The organism is Bacillus sp. F9_6S_D1_P_5 (genome assembly GCF_054823925.1).
Map to the genome: position 1 here is coordinate 65,654 of NZ_JBTREW010000001.1, position 20,441 is coordinate 86,094.

The 20,441-nt window shown below is 35.5% G+C and carries 23 protein-coding genes and 1 pseudogene; 17 read left to right on the forward strand and 7 right to left on the reverse strand.

From position 1 onward, the window contains the following. Window positions 1–151 precede the first annotated feature (151 nt). The 6 genes and pseudogenes from ACUXEY_RS00365 to ACUXEY_RS00390 form a co-directional block, all read left to right on the forward strand. Window positions 152–508, forward strand: a pseudogene (locus tag ACUXEY_RS00365) (ABC transporter ATP-binding protein); the annotation flags it as partial. Continuing rightward, complete coding sequence (locus ACUXEY_RS00370; protein ID WP_461299801.1) at window positions 509–1,159, forward strand: ABC-2 transporter permease; 651 nt, start codon at window positions 509–511, stop codon at window positions 1,157–1,159. A gap of 136 nt (window positions 1,160–1,295) precedes the next feature. Beyond that, window positions 1,296–2,909, forward strand: coding sequence for a long-chain fatty acid--CoA ligase (locus ACUXEY_RS00375; RefSeq protein ID WP_461299802.1), 1,614 nt, complete (start codon window positions 1,296–1,298; stop codon window positions 2,907–2,909). A 123-nt stretch (window positions 2,910–3,032) separates the two neighbouring features. After that, window positions 3,033–3,608, forward strand: a complete 576-nt coding sequence (locus ACUXEY_RS00380; protein ID WP_166704019.1) for a biotin transporter BioY — start codon at window positions 3,033–3,035, stop codon at window positions 3,606–3,608. Between the two features lie 65 nt (window positions 3,609–3,673). Next, window positions 3,674–5,137 carry an acyl-CoA synthetase gene (locus tag ACUXEY_RS00385; protein WP_461299803.1) on the forward strand — a complete coding sequence of 488 codons (1,464 nt, stop codon included), beginning with the start codon at window positions 3,674–3,676 and terminating at the stop codon, window positions 5,135–5,137. Beyond that, complete coding sequence (locus tag ACUXEY_RS00390; RefSeq protein WP_461299804.1) at window positions 5,130–6,221, forward strand: acetyl-CoA C-acyltransferase; 1,092 nt, start codon at window positions 5,130–5,132, stop codon at window positions 6,219–6,221. The genes ACUXEY_RS00385 and ACUXEY_RS00390 overlap by 8 nt, the downstream gene beginning before the upstream one ends. A 7-nt stretch (window positions 6,222–6,228) precedes the next feature. Here ACUXEY_RS00390 and ACUXEY_RS00395 read toward each other — a convergent pair whose 3' ends face one another. Next, window positions 6,229–6,810: a DUF6434 domain-containing protein gene (locus tag ACUXEY_RS00395; protein ID WP_461299805.1), complete on the reverse strand. Its 582-nt coding sequence runs from the start codon at window positions 6,808–6,810 to the stop codon at window positions 6,229–6,231. A gap of 104 nt (window positions 6,811–6,914) precedes the next feature. Between ACUXEY_RS00395 and ACUXEY_RS00400 the strand changes: the two genes are divergently transcribed. Continuing rightward, on the forward strand, window positions 6,915–7,358 hold the full coding sequence (locus ACUXEY_RS00400) for an NUDIX hydrolase (RefSeq protein WP_429603166.1): 444 nt from the start codon (window positions 6,915–6,917) through the stop codon (window positions 7,356–7,358). A gap of 44 nt (window positions 7,359–7,402) precedes the next feature. Here ACUXEY_RS00400 and ACUXEY_RS00405 read toward each other — a convergent pair whose 3' ends face one another. Further along, complete coding sequence (locus tag ACUXEY_RS00405) at window positions 7,403–8,605, reverse strand: alanyl-tRNA editing protein (protein WP_461299806.1); 1,203 nt, start codon at window positions 8,603–8,605, stop codon at window positions 7,403–7,405. A gap of 137 nt (window positions 8,606–8,742) precedes the next feature. Here ACUXEY_RS00405 and ACUXEY_RS00410 point away from each other — a divergent pair, with 137 nt between their 5' ends. Continuing rightward, entirely contained in the window at window positions 8,743–9,150 is a 408-nt protein-coding gene (locus tag ACUXEY_RS00410) for a hypothetical protein (RefSeq protein WP_000965138.1), read from the forward strand. A 68-nt stretch (window positions 9,151–9,218) separates the two neighbouring features. After that, entirely contained in the window at window positions 9,219–10,457 is a 1,239-nt protein-coding gene (locus ACUXEY_RS00415; RefSeq protein WP_461299807.1) for an MDR family MFS transporter, read from the forward strand. 43 nt (window positions 10,458–10,500) lie between these two features. Here the strand turns inward: ACUXEY_RS00415 and ACUXEY_RS00420 are convergent, their stop codons facing one another. Then, a complete protein-coding gene (locus ACUXEY_RS00420) occupies window positions 10,501–10,887 on the reverse strand; it encodes an Hsp20/alpha crystallin family protein (protein WP_429603162.1) in 387 nt (128 codons plus the stop codon). Between the two features lie 124 nt (window positions 10,888–11,011). Beyond that, window positions 11,012–11,134 carry a small acid-soluble spore protein P gene (locus tag ACUXEY_RS00425; protein ID WP_000517650.1) on the reverse strand — a complete coding sequence of 41 codons (123 nt, stop codon included), beginning with the start codon at window positions 11,132–11,134 and terminating at the stop codon, window positions 11,012–11,014. Between the two features lie 121 nt (window positions 11,135–11,255). On the opposite strand from ACUXEY_RS00425, the gene ACUXEY_RS00430 reads away from it, so the two are divergent. Both ACUXEY_RS00430 and pdaB read left to right on the forward strand, forming a co-directional pair. Next, a complete protein-coding gene (locus tag ACUXEY_RS00430; protein WP_001146291.1) occupies window positions 11,256–11,519 on the forward strand; it encodes a hypothetical protein in 264 nt (87 codons plus the stop codon). Between the two features lie 45 nt (window positions 11,520–11,564). Next, window positions 11,565–12,290, forward strand: coding sequence for a polysaccharide deacetylase family sporulation protein PdaB (pdaB, locus tag ACUXEY_RS00435; protein ID WP_461300037.1), 726 nt, complete (start codon window positions 11,565–11,567; stop codon window positions 12,288–12,290). A 41-nt stretch (window positions 12,291–12,331) separates the two neighbouring features. On the opposite strand, the gene sspO is transcribed toward pdaB, so the two are convergent. Then, a complete protein-coding gene (gene sspO / locus ACUXEY_RS00440; RefSeq protein WP_000518057.1) occupies window positions 12,332–12,481 on the reverse strand; it encodes an acid-soluble spore protein SspO in 150 nt (49 codons plus the stop codon). Window positions 12,482–12,771: 290 nt separating this feature from the next. Here sspO and acnA point away from each other — a divergent pair, with 290 nt between their 5' ends. Both acnA and ACUXEY_RS00450 read left to right on the forward strand, forming a co-directional pair. Further along, the gene (acnA, locus tag ACUXEY_RS00445) at window positions 12,772–15,495 is read left to right on the forward strand and encodes an aconitate hydratase AcnA (RefSeq protein ID WP_166704001.1); all 2,724 of its coding nucleotides are present in this window, start codon (window positions 12,772–12,774) and stop codon (window positions 15,493–15,495) included. A 116-nt stretch (window positions 15,496–15,611) separates the two neighbouring features. Continuing rightward, window positions 15,612–17,270 (forward strand): ABC transporter ATP-binding protein, encoded by a 1,659-nt coding sequence (locus tag ACUXEY_RS00450; RefSeq protein ID WP_429603160.1) that lies wholly within the window; start codon window positions 15,612–15,614, stop codon window positions 17,268–17,270. 40 nt (window positions 17,271–17,310) lie between these two features. Here ACUXEY_RS00450 and ACUXEY_RS00455 read toward each other — a convergent pair whose 3' ends face one another. Together ACUXEY_RS00455 and ACUXEY_RS00460 are read right to left on the reverse strand one after the other, a co-directional pair. Beyond that, entirely contained in the window at window positions 17,311–17,625 is a 315-nt protein-coding gene (locus ACUXEY_RS00455; protein WP_166703997.1) for a YmzC family protein, read from the reverse strand. Between the two features lie 11 nt (window positions 17,626–17,636). Beyond that, window positions 17,637–17,849, reverse strand: a complete 213-nt coding sequence (locus ACUXEY_RS00460) for a hypothetical protein (RefSeq protein ID WP_429603159.1) — start codon at window positions 17,847–17,849, stop codon at window positions 17,637–17,639. Between the two features lie 483 nt (window positions 17,850–18,332). On the opposite strand from ACUXEY_RS00460, the gene ACUXEY_RS00465 reads away from it, so the two are divergent. From ACUXEY_RS00465 to sspN, 4 genes are all read left to right on the forward strand, one after another. Continuing rightward, the gene (locus ACUXEY_RS00465; protein ID WP_461299808.1) at window positions 18,333–18,908 is read left to right on the forward strand and encodes a TlpA family protein disulfide reductase; all 576 of its coding nucleotides are present in this window, start codon (window positions 18,333–18,335) and stop codon (window positions 18,906–18,908) included. 116 nt (window positions 18,909–19,024) lie between these two features. Then, on the forward strand, window positions 19,025–19,972 hold the full coding sequence (locus ACUXEY_RS00470; protein ID WP_461299809.1) for a 3'-5' exonuclease: 948 nt from the start codon (window positions 19,025–19,027) through the stop codon (window positions 19,970–19,972). A 139-nt stretch (window positions 19,973–20,111) separates the two neighbouring features. Continuing rightward, window positions 20,112–20,255 carry an FbpB family small basic protein gene (locus tag ACUXEY_RS00475; protein WP_001254697.1) on the forward strand — a complete coding sequence of 48 codons (144 nt, stop codon included), beginning with the start codon at window positions 20,112–20,114 and terminating at the stop codon, window positions 20,253–20,255. A 43-nt stretch (window positions 20,256–20,298) separates the two neighbouring features. Then, entirely contained in the window at window positions 20,299–20,433 is a 135-nt protein-coding gene (gene sspN / locus ACUXEY_RS00480; RefSeq protein ID WP_000527987.1) for an acid-soluble spore protein SspN, read from the forward strand. Window positions 20,434–20,441: the final 8 nt, after the last annotated feature.

Here is a 20,441-nt window from a genome sequence, read left to right on the forward strand (position 1 = left end):
ATTAATCGTTGCACAACGTACAAAAATGTATAGAAGAAATTGTGAATCAATGTGAAGAAGTAAAATTAGTCCTCTTGAAATACTGTATATCGAAAACTCCTTTAAATAAATAAGGGAGTTTTTCGAGTTTTTTATAACAATAATTACCTTTAGAGAGGGCGTGTTAGAGGAGTTAAAAGGTTTTGTGAGTAAAAGTAATGGTGGTATATTACTTTCTTCACATATTATGAGTGATGTAGAAAAAATAGCTAGTCACCTTATCGTGATAAAAGATGGAGAAATTTTATTGAATGAAGAAAAGGATAAGGTTTTGGACAATTATGCCATTGTAGATGTTGATAAGGAACAACTAACTTTAATCAACAAAGATATAGTTGTGGTGAAAAGGAATAATGGTTCTTATTTCAATGTACTTGTATCAGATGTGCATAAATTACCAAGTGGGATTGCTCATAGAACCATTTCGATAGAAGAAATAAGTGTTTTATTAACGAGGATTGAAAAATAAATGAAAGGTTTATTATTGACAAACTATTATCTAGTGTATCGAACTTTCTTTACGTTCATGGGAATAGCGATATTAGGATTGGGATTTGTTTTTTATTTTGGTAATGCTTCAATGTACCGTTTAATTGCTACATTCATTATCTTATTTGCTGCGATTCCTGCACTTGAAGTTATTAAGTATGAGAGTAAGTCGGGTTATGAAAAATATGTACTTACTTTACCGGTTACTAGAAATAACATTGTGCAAAGTCACTACCTTTTCTATTTTGTAGTTGTAATTATTGGTACTTTATTATCGTATGGCATATTTTATGTACATGCTTCATTTTCAGATACACCAATTGATGATGATATATTTAAGAGTGTTACTTTAGGGACGTTCATCATCCTTAATGCCGGAGCAATAGCCTATCCACTCCTCTATGTTTTTGGAGCAGAAAAATCTGATGCTATTACAATTGGAGGCGCATGCGGGGGACTTGTTACTTATTTTGGATTACAAAGTGTTATTGGCTATCTCATAGAACAATTTCCAATATCAAATTTAAATTCATCTGTATACGTTTCAATGCTATATACAATATTTGGTGTTATCATATATATCTTTTCTTTTGTTATTTCGGTATTTATATATCGTAAGAAGGAATTTTAGTATGTTTTCTCTTAGTATTTTCTGAATTATTTCCAAAGGAATAATTCAGAAAATACAGAAAAATGTCGTAATTATTTGTTGAAGTCTGTTATAATAAACAAAAATGAAAACGTTTTAAAAGGGGGATATAACCAATATGATGATGAATGTACCGCTAACAATTAGTTCTATGATGGAAAGAGCAGAAAAACTGTTTTCAAAGAAAGAAATTGTTTCACGGACACATGATACAATTACGACGTTAACGTATAAGCAGTTAGGTGAAAGGACGAGAAGGCTTTCTAGTGCGTTAAAAAAATTAGGAATTAAAGAAGGCGAGCGTATAGGAACGTTAGCGTGGAATCATCATCGACATGTGGAAGCATATTTTGCTATTCCTGGTATTGCTTCCGTTTTACACACAATTAATATTCGTTTATCTCCTCAACATATTTCATATATTATTCAGCACGCAGGAGATCGCATTCTACTTATTGATGAAGATCTCGTACCACTCGTTGAAAATATTCAATCACAATTATCAACTGTACAAGCCTACATTATTATGACTGATAAAGATGAACTTCCAAATACTACGCTAGAACCTGTATATCATTATGAAAAACTATTAGAAGAAGGCGATCCAAATTTCCAATTTGTAAAAGATATTGATGAAAATACACCTGCTGGTATGTGTTATACGTCAGCGACTACAGGAAATCCAAAAGGTGTTGTATATACGCATCGTAGTACTGTTTTGCATTGCATGGCACTCGGTTTAGCGGATACAGCAGCTTTATCGGAAAGTGATGCGGCAATGGCGATTGTACCAATGTTCCATGTGAATGCTTGGGGACTTCCTTTCGCTGCTACTTGGTTTGGATCAAAACAAGTTCTTCCAGGACCAATGTTTACGCCAAAAATTTTATTAGAAATGATTCAATCTGAAAAAGTGACGTTAGCTGCCGGTGTGCCGACAATTTGGCTTGGTGTATTACAAGAGTTAGAAAATAATAGTTACGATTTATCTAGTATGACGAGAATACTATGCGGTGGTGCAGCTGCACCGAAAAGTGTTATTAAAGCATTTGAACAGAAACACAATGTTCCTTTCATCCACGCGTATGGAATGACCGAAACAAGCCCACTCGTAACACTTGCGCGTTTAAAAAGTTATGAAACAGAATTATCGTATGAAGAGCAATTAGAAATCCGTTCGAAACAGGGGTATCTTGTCCCTGGTGTAGAGATGAAAGTAGTCGGTACAAATGGTGAAGTGAAGTGGGACGGTACGGAGATGGGAGAATTATGTTTACGAGCGCCATGGATCGCTGAAAGTTATTATAACGATGAGCGTACTGTCGAAGGTTTTCGTGATGGTTGGTTATATACAGGAGATGTCGTTACGGTTGATGAGGAAGGCTGCGTGAAAATCGTCGACCGTACGAAAGATGTGATTAAAAGCGGGGGCGAGTGGATTTCCTCAGTTGACCTTGAAAATGCTTTAATGGCACATGATGCTATATTTGAAGCGGCTGTCGTTGCCGTTCCTCATCCGCAGTGGCAAGAGCGACCTGTTGCCTGCGTTGTTCAAAAGAAAAATAGTACAGTAACGAAAGAAGAAATATATGAGTTTTTAAAACCACAGTTTGCGAAGTGGTGGTTACCAGACGATATTGTATTTATGGAAGAAATACCGAAAACATCTGTTGGGAAGTTTTTAAAACAGGCGCTTCGAAAAGAACTTGAGCATTTGCATAAAGAGAAATAATGGAATTTATATTTGTAAACCTAGAACAAAAACGAGTTGACAAAGACTAGAGAGAAAGATAATATAACTTCTATAATATGTTATCTAAAAAACATTTTGAGTTTACAAATAGGAGAAGCAAATATGAATACAAAAAACTTAGTTTTCGTCGCTTTATTTAGTTCTATTATGGGAGTGTTAGGGTTAATACCTCCAATTGCTCTTGCTATTACACCAGTTCCTATTACATTACAATCACTTGGTGTTATGCTTGCTGGTGGATTGTTAGGGTCACGACTAGGTGCATTAAGTCAGCTTATTTTCTTACTTATTGTAGGAGTAGGTGCACCATTACTTGCTGGTGGACGCGGTGGCCTTAGTGTATTTGTTGGACCAAGTGCAGGATATTTACTCGGTTATATCGTTGGAGCGTTTGTCATCGGTTATTTAATTGAGCGTTTACGTGAAGTTTCTATAATAAAGGTATTATGTATTAATATAATTGGTGGTATTTTCGTAGTTTATGTATTTGGTATTATTGTACAAGCTTTCGTAATGGATATTTCTATATGGCAGACGATGAAAGTAAGTGTTGTATTTTTACCAGGGGATTGCATAAAAGCGATTATAGGAGCAATTCTCGTAACGAAATTACATCGTTCATTGAAACATATTATTACGCCTGCCCTAAAGAGTGGGAAATATACAAATGCAGGATAAGAAAGAGAAGAAACACGTTCATTGCGTGTTTCTTTTTATTATTTTGTAAGGGAAGGACGTCTCAAATGGGGATTACAAAAGAATATAAAGAGCATGCCTCTTTACAACCAAATAAAATAGCAATAAAGGAAAATAATCGAGTTTTAACATATAAAGATTGGTTTGAGTCAGTATGTAAAGTAACAAACTGGTTGAGTGAAAAAGAATCGAAGAATAAAACGATAGCAATTGTATTAGAAAATAGTATCGAGTTTTTACAACTATTCGCTGGTGCTGCTATGGCCGGATGGGTTTGTGTACCATTAGATATAAAGTGGAAACAGGATGAGCTCAAAGAAAGAATCGCAATCTGTAATCCGGATTTAATTGTGACAGAGCGATATAAGGTAAATGATCTACCGGATGAAGAAGGAAGAGTAATGGAAATTGATGAGTGGAAAAGAATGATAGAGAACTATCTGCCTACATATTTCCCTATAGAAAATGTACAACATGCTCCTTTTTATATGGGGTTTACATCAGGATCGACTGGGAAGGCGAAAGCGTTTTTACGTGCACAACAATCGTGGGTTCATAGTTTTGATTGTAATGTACATGATTTTCATATGAAAAAAGAAGATTCTATTTTAATAGCTGGGACGCTCGTTCATTCTCTTTTTTTATACGGTGTAATAAGTGCATTATATGTAGGACAAACGGTGCATATAATGAAAAAGTTTATTCCAGATCAAGTACTGGATAAGTTAGAGAAGGAACATATTTCGGTCATGTATGCAGTTCCGACAATGTTAGAATCTTTATATAAAGAAAATAGAGTAATAGAAAATGAAATGAAAATTATTTCGTCAGGAGCGAAATGGGAAGCTGAAGCGAAAGAAAAAATAAAGAGTATATTCCCTTATGCACGAAAATATGAATTTTACGGTGCATCGGAACTAAGTTTTGTAACAGCGCTAGTTGATGAAGAGGGCGATAGAAGGCCAAATTCAGTAGGGAAACCTTGTCACAATGTGCAAGTTCGAATATGCAATGAAGCAGGAGAAGAAGTACAGAAAGGCGAGATAGGGACAGTTTATGTGAAAAGTGATCAGTTTTTTATGGGATACATATTAGATGAGATTTTAGTTCCAGAGGTCAGTACGGATGGCTGGATGACAGTGCGAGATGTAGGTTATGAAGATGAAGAAGGTTTTATTTATATTGCTGGTAGAGAGAAGAATATGATTTTATTTGGAGGAATTAATATTTTTCCAGAAGAAATAGAGAGTATATTACATGAACATCCAGCTGTAGATGAAATAGTTGTAGTTGGTTTGAAAGATAGTTATTGGGGTGAAAAACCTGTCGCCATCGTAAAAGGAAGCGCTACGAAGCAACAATTAAAAAGTTTTTGCTTACAACGATTATCTTCGTTTAAAATACCGAAAGAATGGTATTTTGTAGATGAAATACCGTATACAGACAGCGGGAAAATCGCTCGTATTGCAGCAAAAAATCTGATTGAAAACCGGGAGAAGATATATGAATAGAGCGGTTATTGTAGAAGCGAAAAGGACGCCCATTGGTAAGAAGAATGGGATGTTAAAAGATTATGAAGTTCAGCAATTAGCAGCGCCGCTTCTTACGTTTTTAAGTAAAGGCATTGAGAGAGAAATAGACGATGTCATATTAGGTAATGTTGTTGGACCAAGAGGGAATGTTGCGAGATTATCTGCTTTAGAGGCAGGACTTGGCTATCATATTCCTGGTGTAACGATTGATCGGCAATGTGGTGCTGGTTTGGAAGCAATTCGCACCGCATGTCATTTCATTCAAGGCGGGGCAGGTAATTGTTATATTGCAGGAGGAGTAGAGAGTACAAGTACATCACCATTTCAAAATAGAGCGCGATTTTCACCAGAAACAATTGGTGATCCTAATATGGGAGTGGCGGCTGAATATGTTGCAGAGCGTTATAATATAACGCGAGAAATGCAAGACGAATACGCTTGTCTTAGTTATAAACGGACACTGCAAGCAGTAGAAAATGGATATTTACAAGATGAAATACTTCCGTTTAATGGCTCTTTTGACGAAGCTATAAAACGAGAAATGAATTATGAAAGAATGATTAAAAAAACAAAGCCTGCATTTTTACAAAATGGTACAGTAACGGCAGGTAATTCGTGCGGTGTAAATGATGGTGCGTGTGCCGTTCTTGTAATGGAAGAGGGGCAAGCCCGAAAATTAGGATACAAGCCTGTACTTCGTTTCGTTCGTAGTGCTGTAGTTGGAGTGGATCCAAATCTTCCGGGGACTGGTCCGATATTCGCGGTGAACAAATTATTAAACGAAATGAATATGAAAGTAGAGGACATCGATTATTTTGAAATAAATGAAGCATTTGCCTCAAAAGTTGTTGCTTGTGCAAAGGAGTTACAAATTCCATATGAAAAATTAAATGTAAATGGTGGGGCAATTGCGCTCGGTCATCCGTACGGTGCATCTGGTGCTATGCTTGTAACGCGCTTGTTTTATCAGGTGAAACGAGAACATATGAAATATGGAATTGCGACGTTAGGAATAGGGGGCGGGATAGGGCTGGCGCTATTATTTGAAAAAGTAGAAGACTAGAAAAGAACTAGTTTTCTACTTTTTGAGGAACATAAGCATTGCTACCAGGTTTTGCTTTTATTTCATTCCAAGCAGCGATAGCATCAGCTTTTGATTTCCCTTTGTTATTTGGATCTTCGAAAAAGTCGCGAGTAAAACGATTGTATTCAAACTGCGCACTAATAGTTGTTTTGTATGTAGGATCTTTTTTTCGTTCGTATTCTTCATACCAAAAAGTTATCGCGTCTTCATATGTTTTTCCAACATTCTCTTTTAAAAATTTTTGAAGAGCTACTGTAAAGCGGAAGTTTGCTCCAATTTTTTCTTTGAAAAAAGCACGAACATCTTCGCTACAGCGGTGATTGTTAGTAATAATCGTTTGAAGAGAAATGTCTTTATAAGAGAGGGAAGCTTTACTCAACTTTTGAGCAGAGCTGTTTTTTAATGTTTTACCAGTCTGTAAATAATGTGAGATACGCTCGGTTATTTCAATCTTAGAGCCAATAGCTGGCAAACCATGCTCACGACAAAATGTTTGCAGTTCTGCTTTTAACCAGTAATAGTTTTGGAAATCTTCAAGTGATATAGACTTTGTTAAAGGTGGACGCATGAATGTAACAACTTCTTTCTTCCGTAATTTTCTTTAATTATAAAACGTACGTTCTTTTTGTGGAAGGATTAATTTGTAAATATAACGGGAAGAGGAGATTACATATGGAAAGTGTAATGCAAGTTCGTGTTACGGGAATTTTAATTGAAGATGAAAAAGTATTGCTAGTAAAGCAAAAAGTGGCTAATCGCAATTGGTCTTTACCTGGGGGAAGGGTAGAGAATGGTGAAATGTTAGAAGAGGCGATGATTCGAGAAATGAGAGAAGAAACAGGGTTAGAAGTTAAAATAAAGAAGTTACTCTATGTTTGTGATAAACCAGATGCTAGCCCATCTTTATTACATATTACGTTTCTACTTGAAAGGATTGAAGGTGAAATTACGCTGCCTTCTAATGAGTTTGATCATAATCCAATTCAAGATGTGCAAATGGTACCGATTAAAGAATTAAGTCATTATGACTTTTCGGAAACTTTTATAAAACTGGTAAATGAAGGGTTTGCAAATGCAGGGAGTTATCAAGGAGTGAAACGAAATATTGGCCTGTAAATAGAGAGGAAGGATAGCAAGTAGCTATCCTTCGCAAAAACATTTTACACCGCTGACTGTAAAGAAGAAACAAGCTGATTTAAAAACTCGTCCCCGGTCATAACCGCTTTTCCACCGCCGCGCGCAATCTTTTTATTTCCGCCACCTTTTCCTTCAATTGTAGGAAGAGCATCTTTTAAAAGTGTGTTCATATCGAGTGTGACTGATTTTCCGCAAGCAAGAATACATTGTAATTTGTCCTCATTTTCGATAACGAAATATGTAATGGCATGCTCTTGTTGTTCTGTAATAATAGCAGAAAGCTTTGCGATTTCTTGCATAGAACGACTTGTAAATACTTTAGAAATAAGTATGCCAGCATGTATTTCTGAAGGCTGTTGCAGTAGTTCGTTTGCCTCTGCATATAATAATTTTTCATTCATTGTTTGTATTGTTTTTTCGTTTTCTTTTTGAGAAGTAAGAAGTTGTGCTACTTTTGTTGGAATATCATTTTCGCTACTGTTTAATTGTTTAGAAACATCTTTTATAATTTGTTGCTGTTGCCCCATAAGTTTTAGTGTGCGCCAGCCAGCGATAAACGTTAATCGTATGCCGCCTTTATTACGCTCCCATCCTAATACTTGAATAGGACCTACTTCACCTGTATGTTTCGGATGTGTTCCGCCACAGCCGTTGTAGTCGAAGTTTTCAATTATAACAACACGTATATTTTCTGTTAAAGTCGGTTCTTTACGAAGGGGCAACGTTTTCGCTTCTTCTAAGTTCATCCACTGGATGCGGATTGGATGGTTTTCAAAAACAATTTTGTTTGCAATTTGTACTGCTTTTTCAACCGTTTCTGCATGAAGCTTTTCTGTTTCTAAATCAATTGTTACCGTTTCTTTACCAAGATGGAATCCAATCGTAGGTATGTTAAAATGGTCCCAAAAAGCAGCAGATAAAATGTGCTGAGCTGTATGCTGCTGCATATGATCAAAACGGCGCTCCCAATTGATTTTACCTTCTACTTCTTCAGTATGTAATTGTTCTACAATAAAGTGACGAATTTCTCCATTTATCTCTTCTACATTGATTACATCGATACCATTTAATGTACCAGTATCAAATGGTTGTCCGCCGCCTGTAGGATAAAATGCCGTTTCGTTTAAAACAACGTATAAGTTACCGTCTTTATCATAATCTTTCTTTATAATTTTAGTAGTAAAGTCTTGCTTATAAGCGTCAGTGTAATATAATTTTTGCTCCAAGTTTATTTCCCCCTTCGTGTTCACTAGTTTCATTGTAAAGCAATTGAAATTAGTTTCCTAATATTTCAGAAGAAAGAAACTATTTTTAGAATTTTCTTGCTATAATAAGAAAAAGAAAATGCGGGGGTGGAATGAATATGTTATATGAAAACGGCGTAGATAAACTGCTTAGTTTAAGCAAAAATATTTCTGAATTGTATCGAGAATTAAATGAAATGACCCGGATTTTAACGGACTGTAATCGAGAAAGTGTGAAGTTTGATCGGTTATATGTAAAAGAGGTACTTTGGAAGAAAGAAGATGTAATAGAGAAATATGACGAGCTGCTTGTACAACTTTGTATAAATGAATGCTTTGATCTAAAAAGTGTCATTACAGGGGAATATAAGTATACATATGAAGAAGTAGAAAACATCGTTTTACAATTTAATGAGAAGTATAATGTCACAATTTTAATTAAAGATGTTTGTAAAGAATTACAGTTTACATATGGCATAGATATGGATATAACGAGAACAGCGCGGGTATCAACAGCTCAAGTATAAAAAGGGAAAAGAAAGCAGATCCTTTGCTTTCTTTTTTCATGTAAGAACAGGGAGAGTAGGTTTTTTAGATGAAGGGGAAGTTACAAAATATACATCCATTAGGAATGACAATTATAATAGGGACTTTATTTGCGAGGTTTGCCACGTCAATGAGTATTCCCTTTTTAGCAATTTATTTAACGACTGTTAAAGGTGTATCAGCTGGAATGACGGGTGCTATTATTGGAACGAGTGCACTTGTTGGAGTTTTTGCTAGTTTTATTGGAGGGAATTTATCTGATCGATTCGGTCGAAATATGATTATAATATGGTCCATGATCGTTTGGGTCTTTGTATTCATAGGTTTTTCACTTGCAGATCATGTTTTAAGTTTCTTTTTATTAAATGCTTTAAATGGATTATGTAGGTCCTTTTTTGAACCCACGTCAAGGGCATTATTATCAGATTTAACGAAACCAGAGTATCGTTTACTTGTATATAATTTGCGTTACGGTGCAATCAATGTTGGAGTAGCGATTGGTCCACTTGTCGGATTACAGATTGGAAGCGCAAAATCGACAATTCCGTTTTTAGTGGCAGCTGGAGTATACATTCTATATACAGCTATATTAGCGTTCCAATTTAAGAAGTATCCAATTGGAAAAAAGAAAGTAAAGACAGAAAAGCCTGTCACAATGTTAAATGCAATCCGCATTTTGCGAAAGGATGTCGTATTTTTAGTTGCCTTATTCGGTATTATTTTGAGTAATTCCAGTTTTTCTCACTTAACGACAACAGTATCTCAATATTTTGCAAATGCACATATATTTCAGGATGGGGTGAAATTATTTTCATATATGTTAGTTTTAAATGCGATTGTTGTAGTCGTAATTCAATATCCTGTTATTCAAATGTGTAAAAAGTATACACCGTTAGTATCCATTATGGTTGGAACTTTATTTGTAAGCGGAGGATTGTTTGGATTTGGAATAGTAGAATCTATGATAGGTGCTGCCGTCTGCACAATTATTTTTACAATTGGAGAGGTTCTCATGTTTTCAATGACGGATGTGTTTATAGATGATATAGCTGTTTCGCATTTAAAAGGAACGTATTTTGGAGCGATGGGGTTTTCAGGAATTGGAGCAGTAATTGGTCCGTGGTTTGGGGGGGTACTTCTCGATTACTACGGGTACCAAAATGGATTTATCGTCTTTTCAGCGCTAGCTATATTTTCAACTGTAGCATTTCCTGTACTTTTAGTTACAAAAGGTTTATTGAAAAAAAGGCATGATAGAAATTGTAATTTACAATTACATGCGAAATAAAATAAGCCCCAGCAGACGGCTGGGGCTTATTTTTGTATTTATTTTAATTCTCAATTTGAAAAAGAACTTTTTCTTCATGTTTAGTAGCAACTTCGTTTTTTGAAATATGAATGGCTAAATATCCATTCTCTAAGCAGGCTAGCATCTTCTTATAAATAATATTGGCGGGTAAAGGAATGCTCCGCTGCAAAGAAATATTTTTATGAAGTATGCAAATATTTAGGCCTGTCTCCATCTTTTTAATGACTACATTTTGTTCAGATACATTCGGTACATCTGTTTCCAAAATATACTCTTGTTCAGTTTCGCAAAGGTCAATATGAATTTGATTTGGGAAACTAAAGTTACTACAAGAATCAGAACAAAATTGATCCATCCATTCTTCGAAACCATCAACATGAAAAAGACAATCCTTCTTTTTCTTGCCCATGTAAGACACCCTCCGTAAAATCTCAATTCATACTATGTTATGCATGAATGAAGTAGGGGTGAAGAATAAATGTAAAAATATAAACATTGTATGTGATAAAGGTAGCTAGTGTGAGCCTTTTGTTTTACATATCATGATGTGCATGATTTTTTTGGCGTGAATGGTTACGGTTTTTTACTTTATGAGATCCGCTTAATGGTTCAGGTTGTCCCTTTTTTTCTTTCGCTTCACGATTGTTTTTTCCCATTGTATGTGACACCTCCTCTTTCTCTTTAGAATGAGAGAAGTTTGCAAATTTATACGAGAATGTTTTTAGAAAAAAAGGTAAAGATAAATGGGACTAACTATTATGGAAAGGGGATTATATAATGCCATATCATAAAGATAAACAACAAGCTTTTCAAGCAGCGCAGCAAGGAGTTACACAAGCAGAACATGCATTTAACAACATTGTAAAAAATGATCCAAACTACGGTCATGATTTAAAAGAGTTGCGCCAAGAGGTTCAGGAGGCGTATGAACAGATTCAAAATGCATTAGAAGTAGCTTCGGAAACACAACGCCCACAACTTGAGCAATACGAAAATAATCTCCAAAATATTATGCAACATGTAGATCAATTAGAAAAGTAAATGAGGTTGTTGTGTATTCGGCAACCTCTTACTTTAATGAACATTATGCGAAAAAAGAAAATTTTTCTATTCGTTTTCTCTTTATTATGCGCAGTACATATATTTCAAGTTGAAAAAGTGGAAGCGAAAATGTTGCTCAGAAAAGAGCTAGAACCAACTGGCTATGTAACGTGGGAAGTACCTAATAATGAAAAGATTATTGCCATTACATTTGATGATGGACCAGATCCAACTTATACACCACAAATTTTACATTTATTACGTCAATATAAAGCAGAAGCGACATTTTTTATGATTGGATTTCGAGTTCAGCGTAATCCATATTTGGTGAAACAAGTGTTAAAAGAGGGGCATGAAGTTGGAAATCATACGATGAATCATTTGTATGCGAGTAATTCATCAGATGAAAAATTAGAAAATGATATTTTAGATGGAAAGAAATATTTTAAAAAATGGGTGAAAGAACCTTTGCTATTCCGCCCTCCTGGCGGATATATTAACGATGCTGTATTTAAAACCGCGAAAGAAGCGGGTTATCAAACTGTTCTATGGTCGTGGCATCAAGACCCACGTGATTGGGCGAATCCAGGGGTTGAATCCATTGTAAATCATGTAGTGAAACATGCTAAAAGTGGAGATATCGTATTGTTACATGATGGAGGAAATGATCGTAGTCAAACAGTAGCAGCATTAGCAAAAATTTTACCTGAGCTGAAAAAACAAGGTTATCGATTTGTGACGGTTTCGGAATTACTACGTTATAAACATTAGAAAAAATCCCAAAAGGAGAATGGACCTTTTGGGATTTTTCGTTACTGGTTCTTTTTACGTTTCTTATTATTTTGTCGCTCTGCGGGAGTTAAAGGCTCGTTTGCAAATTCTTCATTGTAACCAGTTCCTTGTCCTTGTGCAGATGCAGCATTCATTCCTGAAATAGTATGATTTGCTTTTCTTTTACCCATGTTGTTTCACCTCTATAACTTTTTTGTAAGTTGAATGAAGAGCAGTTCATAGTGTGTATGAACTGTAAGTAAAGCGTTAATAGAGTACTTTACTTTATGGTAATAGTATTCATAAGGAGCGTGAACATTATTCAAATTTAGAAACATAAAGAAAACTTATGATAATCTATAAGTTTCTTATTATTTACTTATTTAGAAAGTTGTAATAAGATATTATCGTAAGGTATTGAAAAGTTTGTCTACATTTTATATTCAGACAACTTAGTCACGTTTAACAGGGGGGAAACATAATGGTCAAACATAATCCATTTCAATCACGTGCAACTTTTGAAGTAGATGGAAAAACGTATCATTATTATGATTTGAAAGCGCTTGAAAACGCAGGGGTTGGCAACGTATCTCAATTACCATATTCCGTGAAAGTTTTACTTGAATCAGTACTTCGTCAAGTAGACGGACGTGTAATTACAGAAGAGCATGTTACAAATTTAGCGAAATGGGGAACGAAAGATGTGCAAGATATCGATGTTCCATTTAAACCATCTCGTGTAATTTTACAAGATTTCACTGGTGTTCCGGCTGTTGTAGATTTGGCTTCGCTTCGTAAAGCAATGGCAGACATGGGTGGGGATCCTGATAAAATTAATCCAGAAATTACTGTAGACCTTGTAATTGACCACTCTGTACAGGTTGATAGAGCGGGTACGGCAGACGCGCTTGCATTCAATATGGACTTAGAGTTTAAACGTAATGAAGAACGTTATAAATTTTTAAGCTGGGCACAAAAATCATTTGATAACTACCGTGCAGTTCCACCAGCTACAGGTATTGTACACCAAGTAAACCTTGAATATTTAGCGCCAGTCGTTCATGCTGTGAAAAATGCTGAAGGTGACTTAGTTGCATACCCAGATTCATTAGTTGGAACAGACTCACATACAACAATGATTAACGGTATCGGCGTTCTTGGATGGGGCGTTGGTGGTATTGAAGCAGAAGCAGGAATGCTTGGACAGCCTTCATACTTCCCAGTACCTGAAGTAATCGGTGTGAAATTAACTGGTACACTTCCAAGTGGTACTACAGCAACAGACGTTGCATTAAAAGTAACACAAGTATTACGTCAAAAAGGTGTAGTTGGTAAATTCGTTGAGTTCTTCGGTAATGGACTAAAGAGCATGCCTTTAGCTGACCGTGCAACAATTTCAAACATGGCGCCAGAATACGGCGCAACTTGTGGATTCTTCCCAATCGACGATATTTCATTAGAATACTTACGTTTAACAGGTAGAGATGAAGAGCAAATTCGCGTTGTTGAAGAATACTGTAAAGCGAACGGCTTATTCTATACAGCAGACAGCAAAGATCCAATTTACACTGATCTTGTTGAAATTGATTTAAATACAATTGAATCTAACCTTTCTGGACCGAAACGCCCACAAGATTTAATTCCACTTTCAGATATGAAAGATGCGTTCCACAAAGCTGTTTTAGCGCCAGTTGGAACACAAGGACTTGGATTTAATGAGCAAGAGTTCGATAAAGAAGTGAAGGTTACATTAGAAGATAAAGAAGTAACGATGAAAACAGGTGCAATTGCAATCGCTGCAATTACAAGCTGTACAAATACATCAAACCCATACGTATTAATCGGGGCAGGTCTAGTTGCGAAAAAAGCAATTGAAAAAGGGCTTGTAGTACCTGAGTACGTAAAAACATCATTAGCACCAGGATCTAAAGTTGTTACTGAATACTTAGATAAATCAGGTTTAACAACATATTTAGATCAATTAGGTTTCCAAACAGTTGGTTACGGCTGTACGACTTGTATCGGTAACTCTGGTCCATTAGCGCCAGAATTAGAAGAATCAATCGCAGCAAACGACTTACTAGTAACATCTGTTTTATCTGGTAACCGTAACTTTGAAGGTCGTATTCACCCACTTGTAAAAGCAAACTACTTAGCATCACCACCACTTGTTGTGGCATATGCACTTGCAGGTACTGTTGATATTGACCTGAAAAATGATGAAATCGGTAAAGATGCAAATGGCAATGCTGTTTACTTCAATGATATTTGGCCATCAGCTAAAGAAATTGAAGATGTAGTTCAAAGCGTTGTTACATCTGAACTGTTCAAGAAAGAATATGCACAAGTATTTAATAGCAATGAGCGTTGGAATGAAATCCAAACTTCTAATGAAGCTTTATATACTTGGGATAATGATTCAACATACATTCAAAACCCACCATTCTTTGAAGGATTATCTAAAGAGCCAGGTGAAGTTGAAACGTTATCAGGCTTACGCGTAGTTGGTAAATTTGGTGACTCTGTAACGACAGACCACATTTCACCAGCAGGTTCAATCGGTAAGCATACACCAGCTGGACGCTACTTATTAGAAAACGGCGTACAACCAGTTGACTTCAACTCTTACGGTTCTCGTCGTGGTAACCATGAAGTTATGATGCGTGGTACATTCGCGAACATCCGTATTAAAAACCAAATCGCACCAGGAACAGAAGGCGGATATACAACATATTGGCCAACTGGTGAAGTAACATCTATCTATGATGCTGCTATGAAATATAAAGAAGATGGCACAGGCCTTCTAGTTGTTGCTGGTAAAGATTACGGCATGGGAAGTTCTCGTGACTGGGCTGCGAAAGGTACAAACTTATTAGGTATTAAAGCAGTAATCGCAGAAAGCTTCGAGCGTATTCACCGTAGTAACCTAGTATTAATGGGTGTGTTACCACTTCAATTTAAAGATGGCGAAAGCGCTGAAACGTTAGGTCTTGTTGGTAACGAGTCATTTGAAATTCAAATTGACAAAACAGTTAGACCACGCGATCTTGTAAAAGTAGTTGCAACTGATGCAGATGGCAACGAAAAACAATTTGAAGTAGTAGCTCGTTTCGATAGTGAAGTGGAAATTGACTACTACCGTCACGGTGGTATCTTACAAATGGTTCTTCGTGAAAAAATCGAAGAGTCTAAAGTGTCGAACTAAATAATTGAATTGAACGAGAAGGAAGCTAACAACTGTTAGCTTCCTTATTTTATGGAAAGGGATGAAACCATTTGGTTTCATCCCTTTCTTTTTACTATAAAAATGGAGGGAACATCATGAAAGAATATAAAAGAATATTGTTACCGCTACAGAAAGAAAAAATGTTAGTAATAGCAGCTGTATGCAGTGGGATTTTTGCTGCTATTTTAAACTTATCACGGCCACTATTCATGGGGCTAATTGTAGATAATCTTATTCAACGAGAGCTAAAGGGAGCGTATCTTTACATTACTTTGTTTGCAGCTAGTCGCTTGTTGATGTGGATAAACAATCTTTCATTTGATTATGTAAGCTCCAAAGCAAGTCAACGAATATTGCGAAAGACACGTATAGATGTATTACGCCATTTTTTCTTATTACCGTTTGAAGAGAGTGAGAAAATTAAACAAGGAGAGTTAGAAACGTTAGTTGTGTCTGATATTCCGAATTGGGTCAGATTATATGGTTCTATATTAATAGAATATATACACGCTATTGCGCAATTTGTAGGTGCGTTCATAGCACTACAACATATAGATATAAAGTTCATATTGTGGGTAACTCCGTTTTTGTTTTTAAGTGCAACTGTTCCGATATTGATGGGGGAAAAGGTAAGAAATATTGCAAGCATTGCTCAAAACAATCAGTCAAGTGTTGTAGAGATGGTGTCACAGTTTGTAAAAGGAGCGCAAGATTTACGTAGTTTGCAAAAAGAAAAGTGGGCCATTCGCTTATTTAAAGGAGTAACAGCACAATCTTATAAAACAGAAGTAAAGAAGACGATGATGCAACATTGCATTGGAGTAGTTGGAACAGTGATTGAAACAGGAGCATATATCGTTGTTCTCATTATAGGCGCGCAAAAAATAATGAAAGGGGAAATGGAAGTTGGTTCACTTGTTGCAGTGTTAGCGACAATTGAAATGCTCTTTTTTCCGGTCCGTTATGTGGGCGATTTATTAATGATGACACAAGTTGCAGTCGCTTCGGCAAATAGAATTTTTTCCTTTTTAGATAAACGAGTGGCAAATGGTAATCGAGAAAGAGCGATGGGAATGACGATAACAAATGTTTCATTTCAGGAGAACGATGAAGAGAAATGCAGAATTCATAATATTGATTTGCAAATTAATCCTGGCGAACTCGTTATGATTGTGGGAGAAAGTGGTGCAGGAAAAACGACGCTTTTAAAATTAATGACAGGTTTGTATAAACCATCTAACGGTAGCATTGTTTATTATGGTAATGAGGCACGTATGACTGCGATATGGCAAGAACCTCGCTTTTTCCGAACGACAGTAAAAGAGAATATGTATTTCGGGGAAGTGTATTCAGAAACCCAGTTAGAAAAAAATATGGAGCTTGTTAATGTGAAGCCGATTATTAGAGATTTACCTGAGGGGATTCAAACTGTACTACATAAAAGCGGGGAAGAGTTTTCGGGAGGGGAAAGAAAACGTCTTGCATTATTGCGAGCAATAGGTTCAAATCCGAATCTTATTGTTTTAGATGAACCGACTACGGGATTAGATCCGAGCAATCAAGAAACTGTCTGGAATATGATAGAAGGATTAGGAAGGGATGTAACGAGAATTGTGGCAACGCATGATGTCGAGAAGGCGATGATAGCGGATTGGGTTGTTGTCATGAATAATGGAATTATTGTGGAATGTGGGGATCCTAGAGAATTATTAACATATAAGTCATTTTTCAAAAAGATGTTAATAAAAAGATAAGAGCGACATAGTGCTCTTATCTTCATTCACTCGTATTAAGTTAATACGTATAAGACTCAGTATCGTTAGCATCAAACTCTTTCACCAAAGTAAGTTGGTTTGTATCGGGATTATATTTAAAAATTTTGACCGTATGTTCGCTACTTAGAGATGGGTTATATTCTTGAATGGCGAATGTGTTTTCAGCAATCTGTGTCATATTACCGGTCGAAACATTTTCTGTAGAATCATGATTTGTAGAAATTTCAACGACTTTTTTACCATTGAAAAATAAAAGAACAATTACTAAAACAACTAAACATATCCGTATATAACGAAGTTCTTTACTTATAGGATGTTCTCCCAAAATAATCATCCTTTCTATAACTACTGTATAGTAGTCGTAGTCGTCGTGAAGAAAGTAAGAAAACCGAGGCCGGCTAATAGGATAAACGAGATTAAAGCGATATAGAGGCAAATACGTCCCACTTGCCTTTTTTCAGGATCTTTACTGAAGAGTGAGATGATCCAAGTGATAATACCGATTGGGGAAAATATAAAACTAAGAATATATAATAGTATTTTTTCAAATAAATTCATAAAAACATCCTCCTTTTTGACATTTCTATATGTGCTGTTTTCTTCTTATTAATGCTGCCATTATGTAGGAAAGTACAGAATAAACAGCACTAAAAATGATCCAAGCATCAAAGCTTTGTAAAGCTAGGTGTATGTCAAATTCAGAGACGATAATGAAAAATATAAAAGGGACAGTAAAAGAAATAATAATAGCAGCCCATTTAAATTTGTATAGTAAACTGCTCAAACAAATACATAGTAATGGTAAAGTGAAAAAAACGTAAGTGAACGGGTTGATTAGCAATTGTAAAATACATATCACCTCGCAGGTTTCGTATATATTACTAATTATATGATGAAAAGGAAAATATTTCATCTTAGTTAAGAATATTTTGATTATTTCGACTGTGAATATTTCCAAGCTTGTCCGTATAAGCTAAAATAAGGTATAGAGTATTTGAGTGATTAAGTTATAAGAAGATAAACACGTTAGGGTGATATAAAATGTGGAGGAAGCTTACGATTATTGTAGTGTTACTTAGTTTAGCGGGATATGCAGCTTATGAACAGTTTGATAAAAACGATCAGGCTGTACAAGGAAAGCAAGAAAAAAGTGAAGCTGCTATGAAAGAAATGATTGCAAGTAATGGTATTGAAATAGGGAAGAGTGCGCCAGACTTTGAATTAACAAAGTTAGATGGAACGAATGTAAAGTTATCAGATTTAAAAGGAAAGAAAGTAATTTTAAACTTTTGGGCAACGTGGTGTGGACCTTGTCAGCAAGAAATGCCAGATATGGAGGCTTTCTATAAAGAACATAAAGAAAACGTAGAGATTTTAGCAATAAATTATACGCCTTCAGAAAAAGGTGGGGGAGTAGACAAGGTAAGCAATTTTGCTAAGGAAAAAGGAATTACTTTTCCTATTTTATTGGACAAGAACATTGATGTGACAACAGCGTATAAAGTAATTACGATCCCAACTTCGTATTTTATAGATACGAAAGGTGTCATTCAAGATAAGTTTATTGGACCGATGACGCAAAAAGAGATGGAGAAACGTATTGCTAAATTAAAATAATGGTGAAAAGGTAGAGATGGAAAGTTACCATTCCTGCCTTTTCTTTTTCACGTAGTGATAGCAGCATGTTATGATAAAAGAAATATAAACGTTTAGAGGTAAAGGAGTGGTATGGAGTGGGGAATGTATCCTTACCGTTAGATTATGTTGTAATTGATTTTGAAACAACAGGATTTAACCCTTATAATGATAAAATTATTCAAGTCGCAGCAGTGAAATATCGTAATCATGAACCAGTAGATCAATTTGTTTCCTATGTGAATCCAGAGCGTTCAATTCCGGACCGAATAACGAGTTTAACAGGTATTACAAATTATCGTGTTTCGGATGCACCGACGATTGAAGAAGTGTTACCTTTATTTTTAGCATTTTTACATACAAATGTAATTGTCGCTCATAATGCATCTTTTGATATGCGCTTTTTGAAAAGTAATGTGAATATGCTTGGATTACCGGAACCTCAAAATAAAGTGATTGATACTGTGTTTCTAGCAAAGAAATACATGAAGCACGCGCCTAATCATAAACTTGAAACGTTAAAGCGAATGCTTGGAATTCGTTTAAGTTCTCATAATGCATTTGATGATTGTATTACTTGTGCAGCAGTTTATCAAAAATGTGCCTTTATTGAAGAAGAGGCGAACAGGAAATTAAATACAGAAGTACTTGATGAAACAGCAGTATATGAAGCAGTAAAAAAGATACTTGTACGAAATAAACGTGAAATTGAATGGGTACGTTGTATGAATGTAGGAAGCTATTTAGATATAAAAGCTTTTTATCCAGTTATGAGAATAAAAGTAAAAGGACGAAAGAAATACATATTAACAGAGAGATTAGAAGATGATGTGAAAGAAATATGTACGAGTTTAAAATGTGAACCGGCGTTAAAAAGTGAAGTTGGTAACACGAGAATTATGCTTAATAGCTTAGAGGACGTCCTGAAATTAGAAAGTTATATTTTAGAACAGTATGATTTCGTACTGCAAGCGCTGCATGATTATAAACAAAGTGAAATGAATGCAGATGAAAAGTTAAAAGAGTATTTGAATATTATGGTATGAAAAACTCCGTGTACGTTTTATTGTGCACGGAGTTTTTTTAGGAGTACTAAAACATAAAATTTTCTTACAAATCTGATTAAAGAGTTTTTCCTTTGCTCATACTATGTAATAAGAAAGCAAAGGAGAGAGGGTGAACAGCATGAGAAGAAGTCGCCGTAAATCATTTGACGAGCTTGTGAAAGAAAATAAACAACAATTATTAAGTGACCGGGATGCAATCGATCGTATTGAAGAGCGTATTGAAAAACGTTATGAAATGAAACTTTTTAAGCAAGCTGAATAATTCTTAACACTAGTACGATACTAGTGTTAAGGAGGCGATAGTAATGGGTAATCCGAAAAAGAATTCAAAAGACTTTGCACCGAATCATATTGGAACACAATCAAAAAAAGCTGGTGGCAATAAAGGAAAGCAAATGCAAGACCAAACGGGCAAACAACCGATTGTTGATAACGGTTAAAGAAAAGG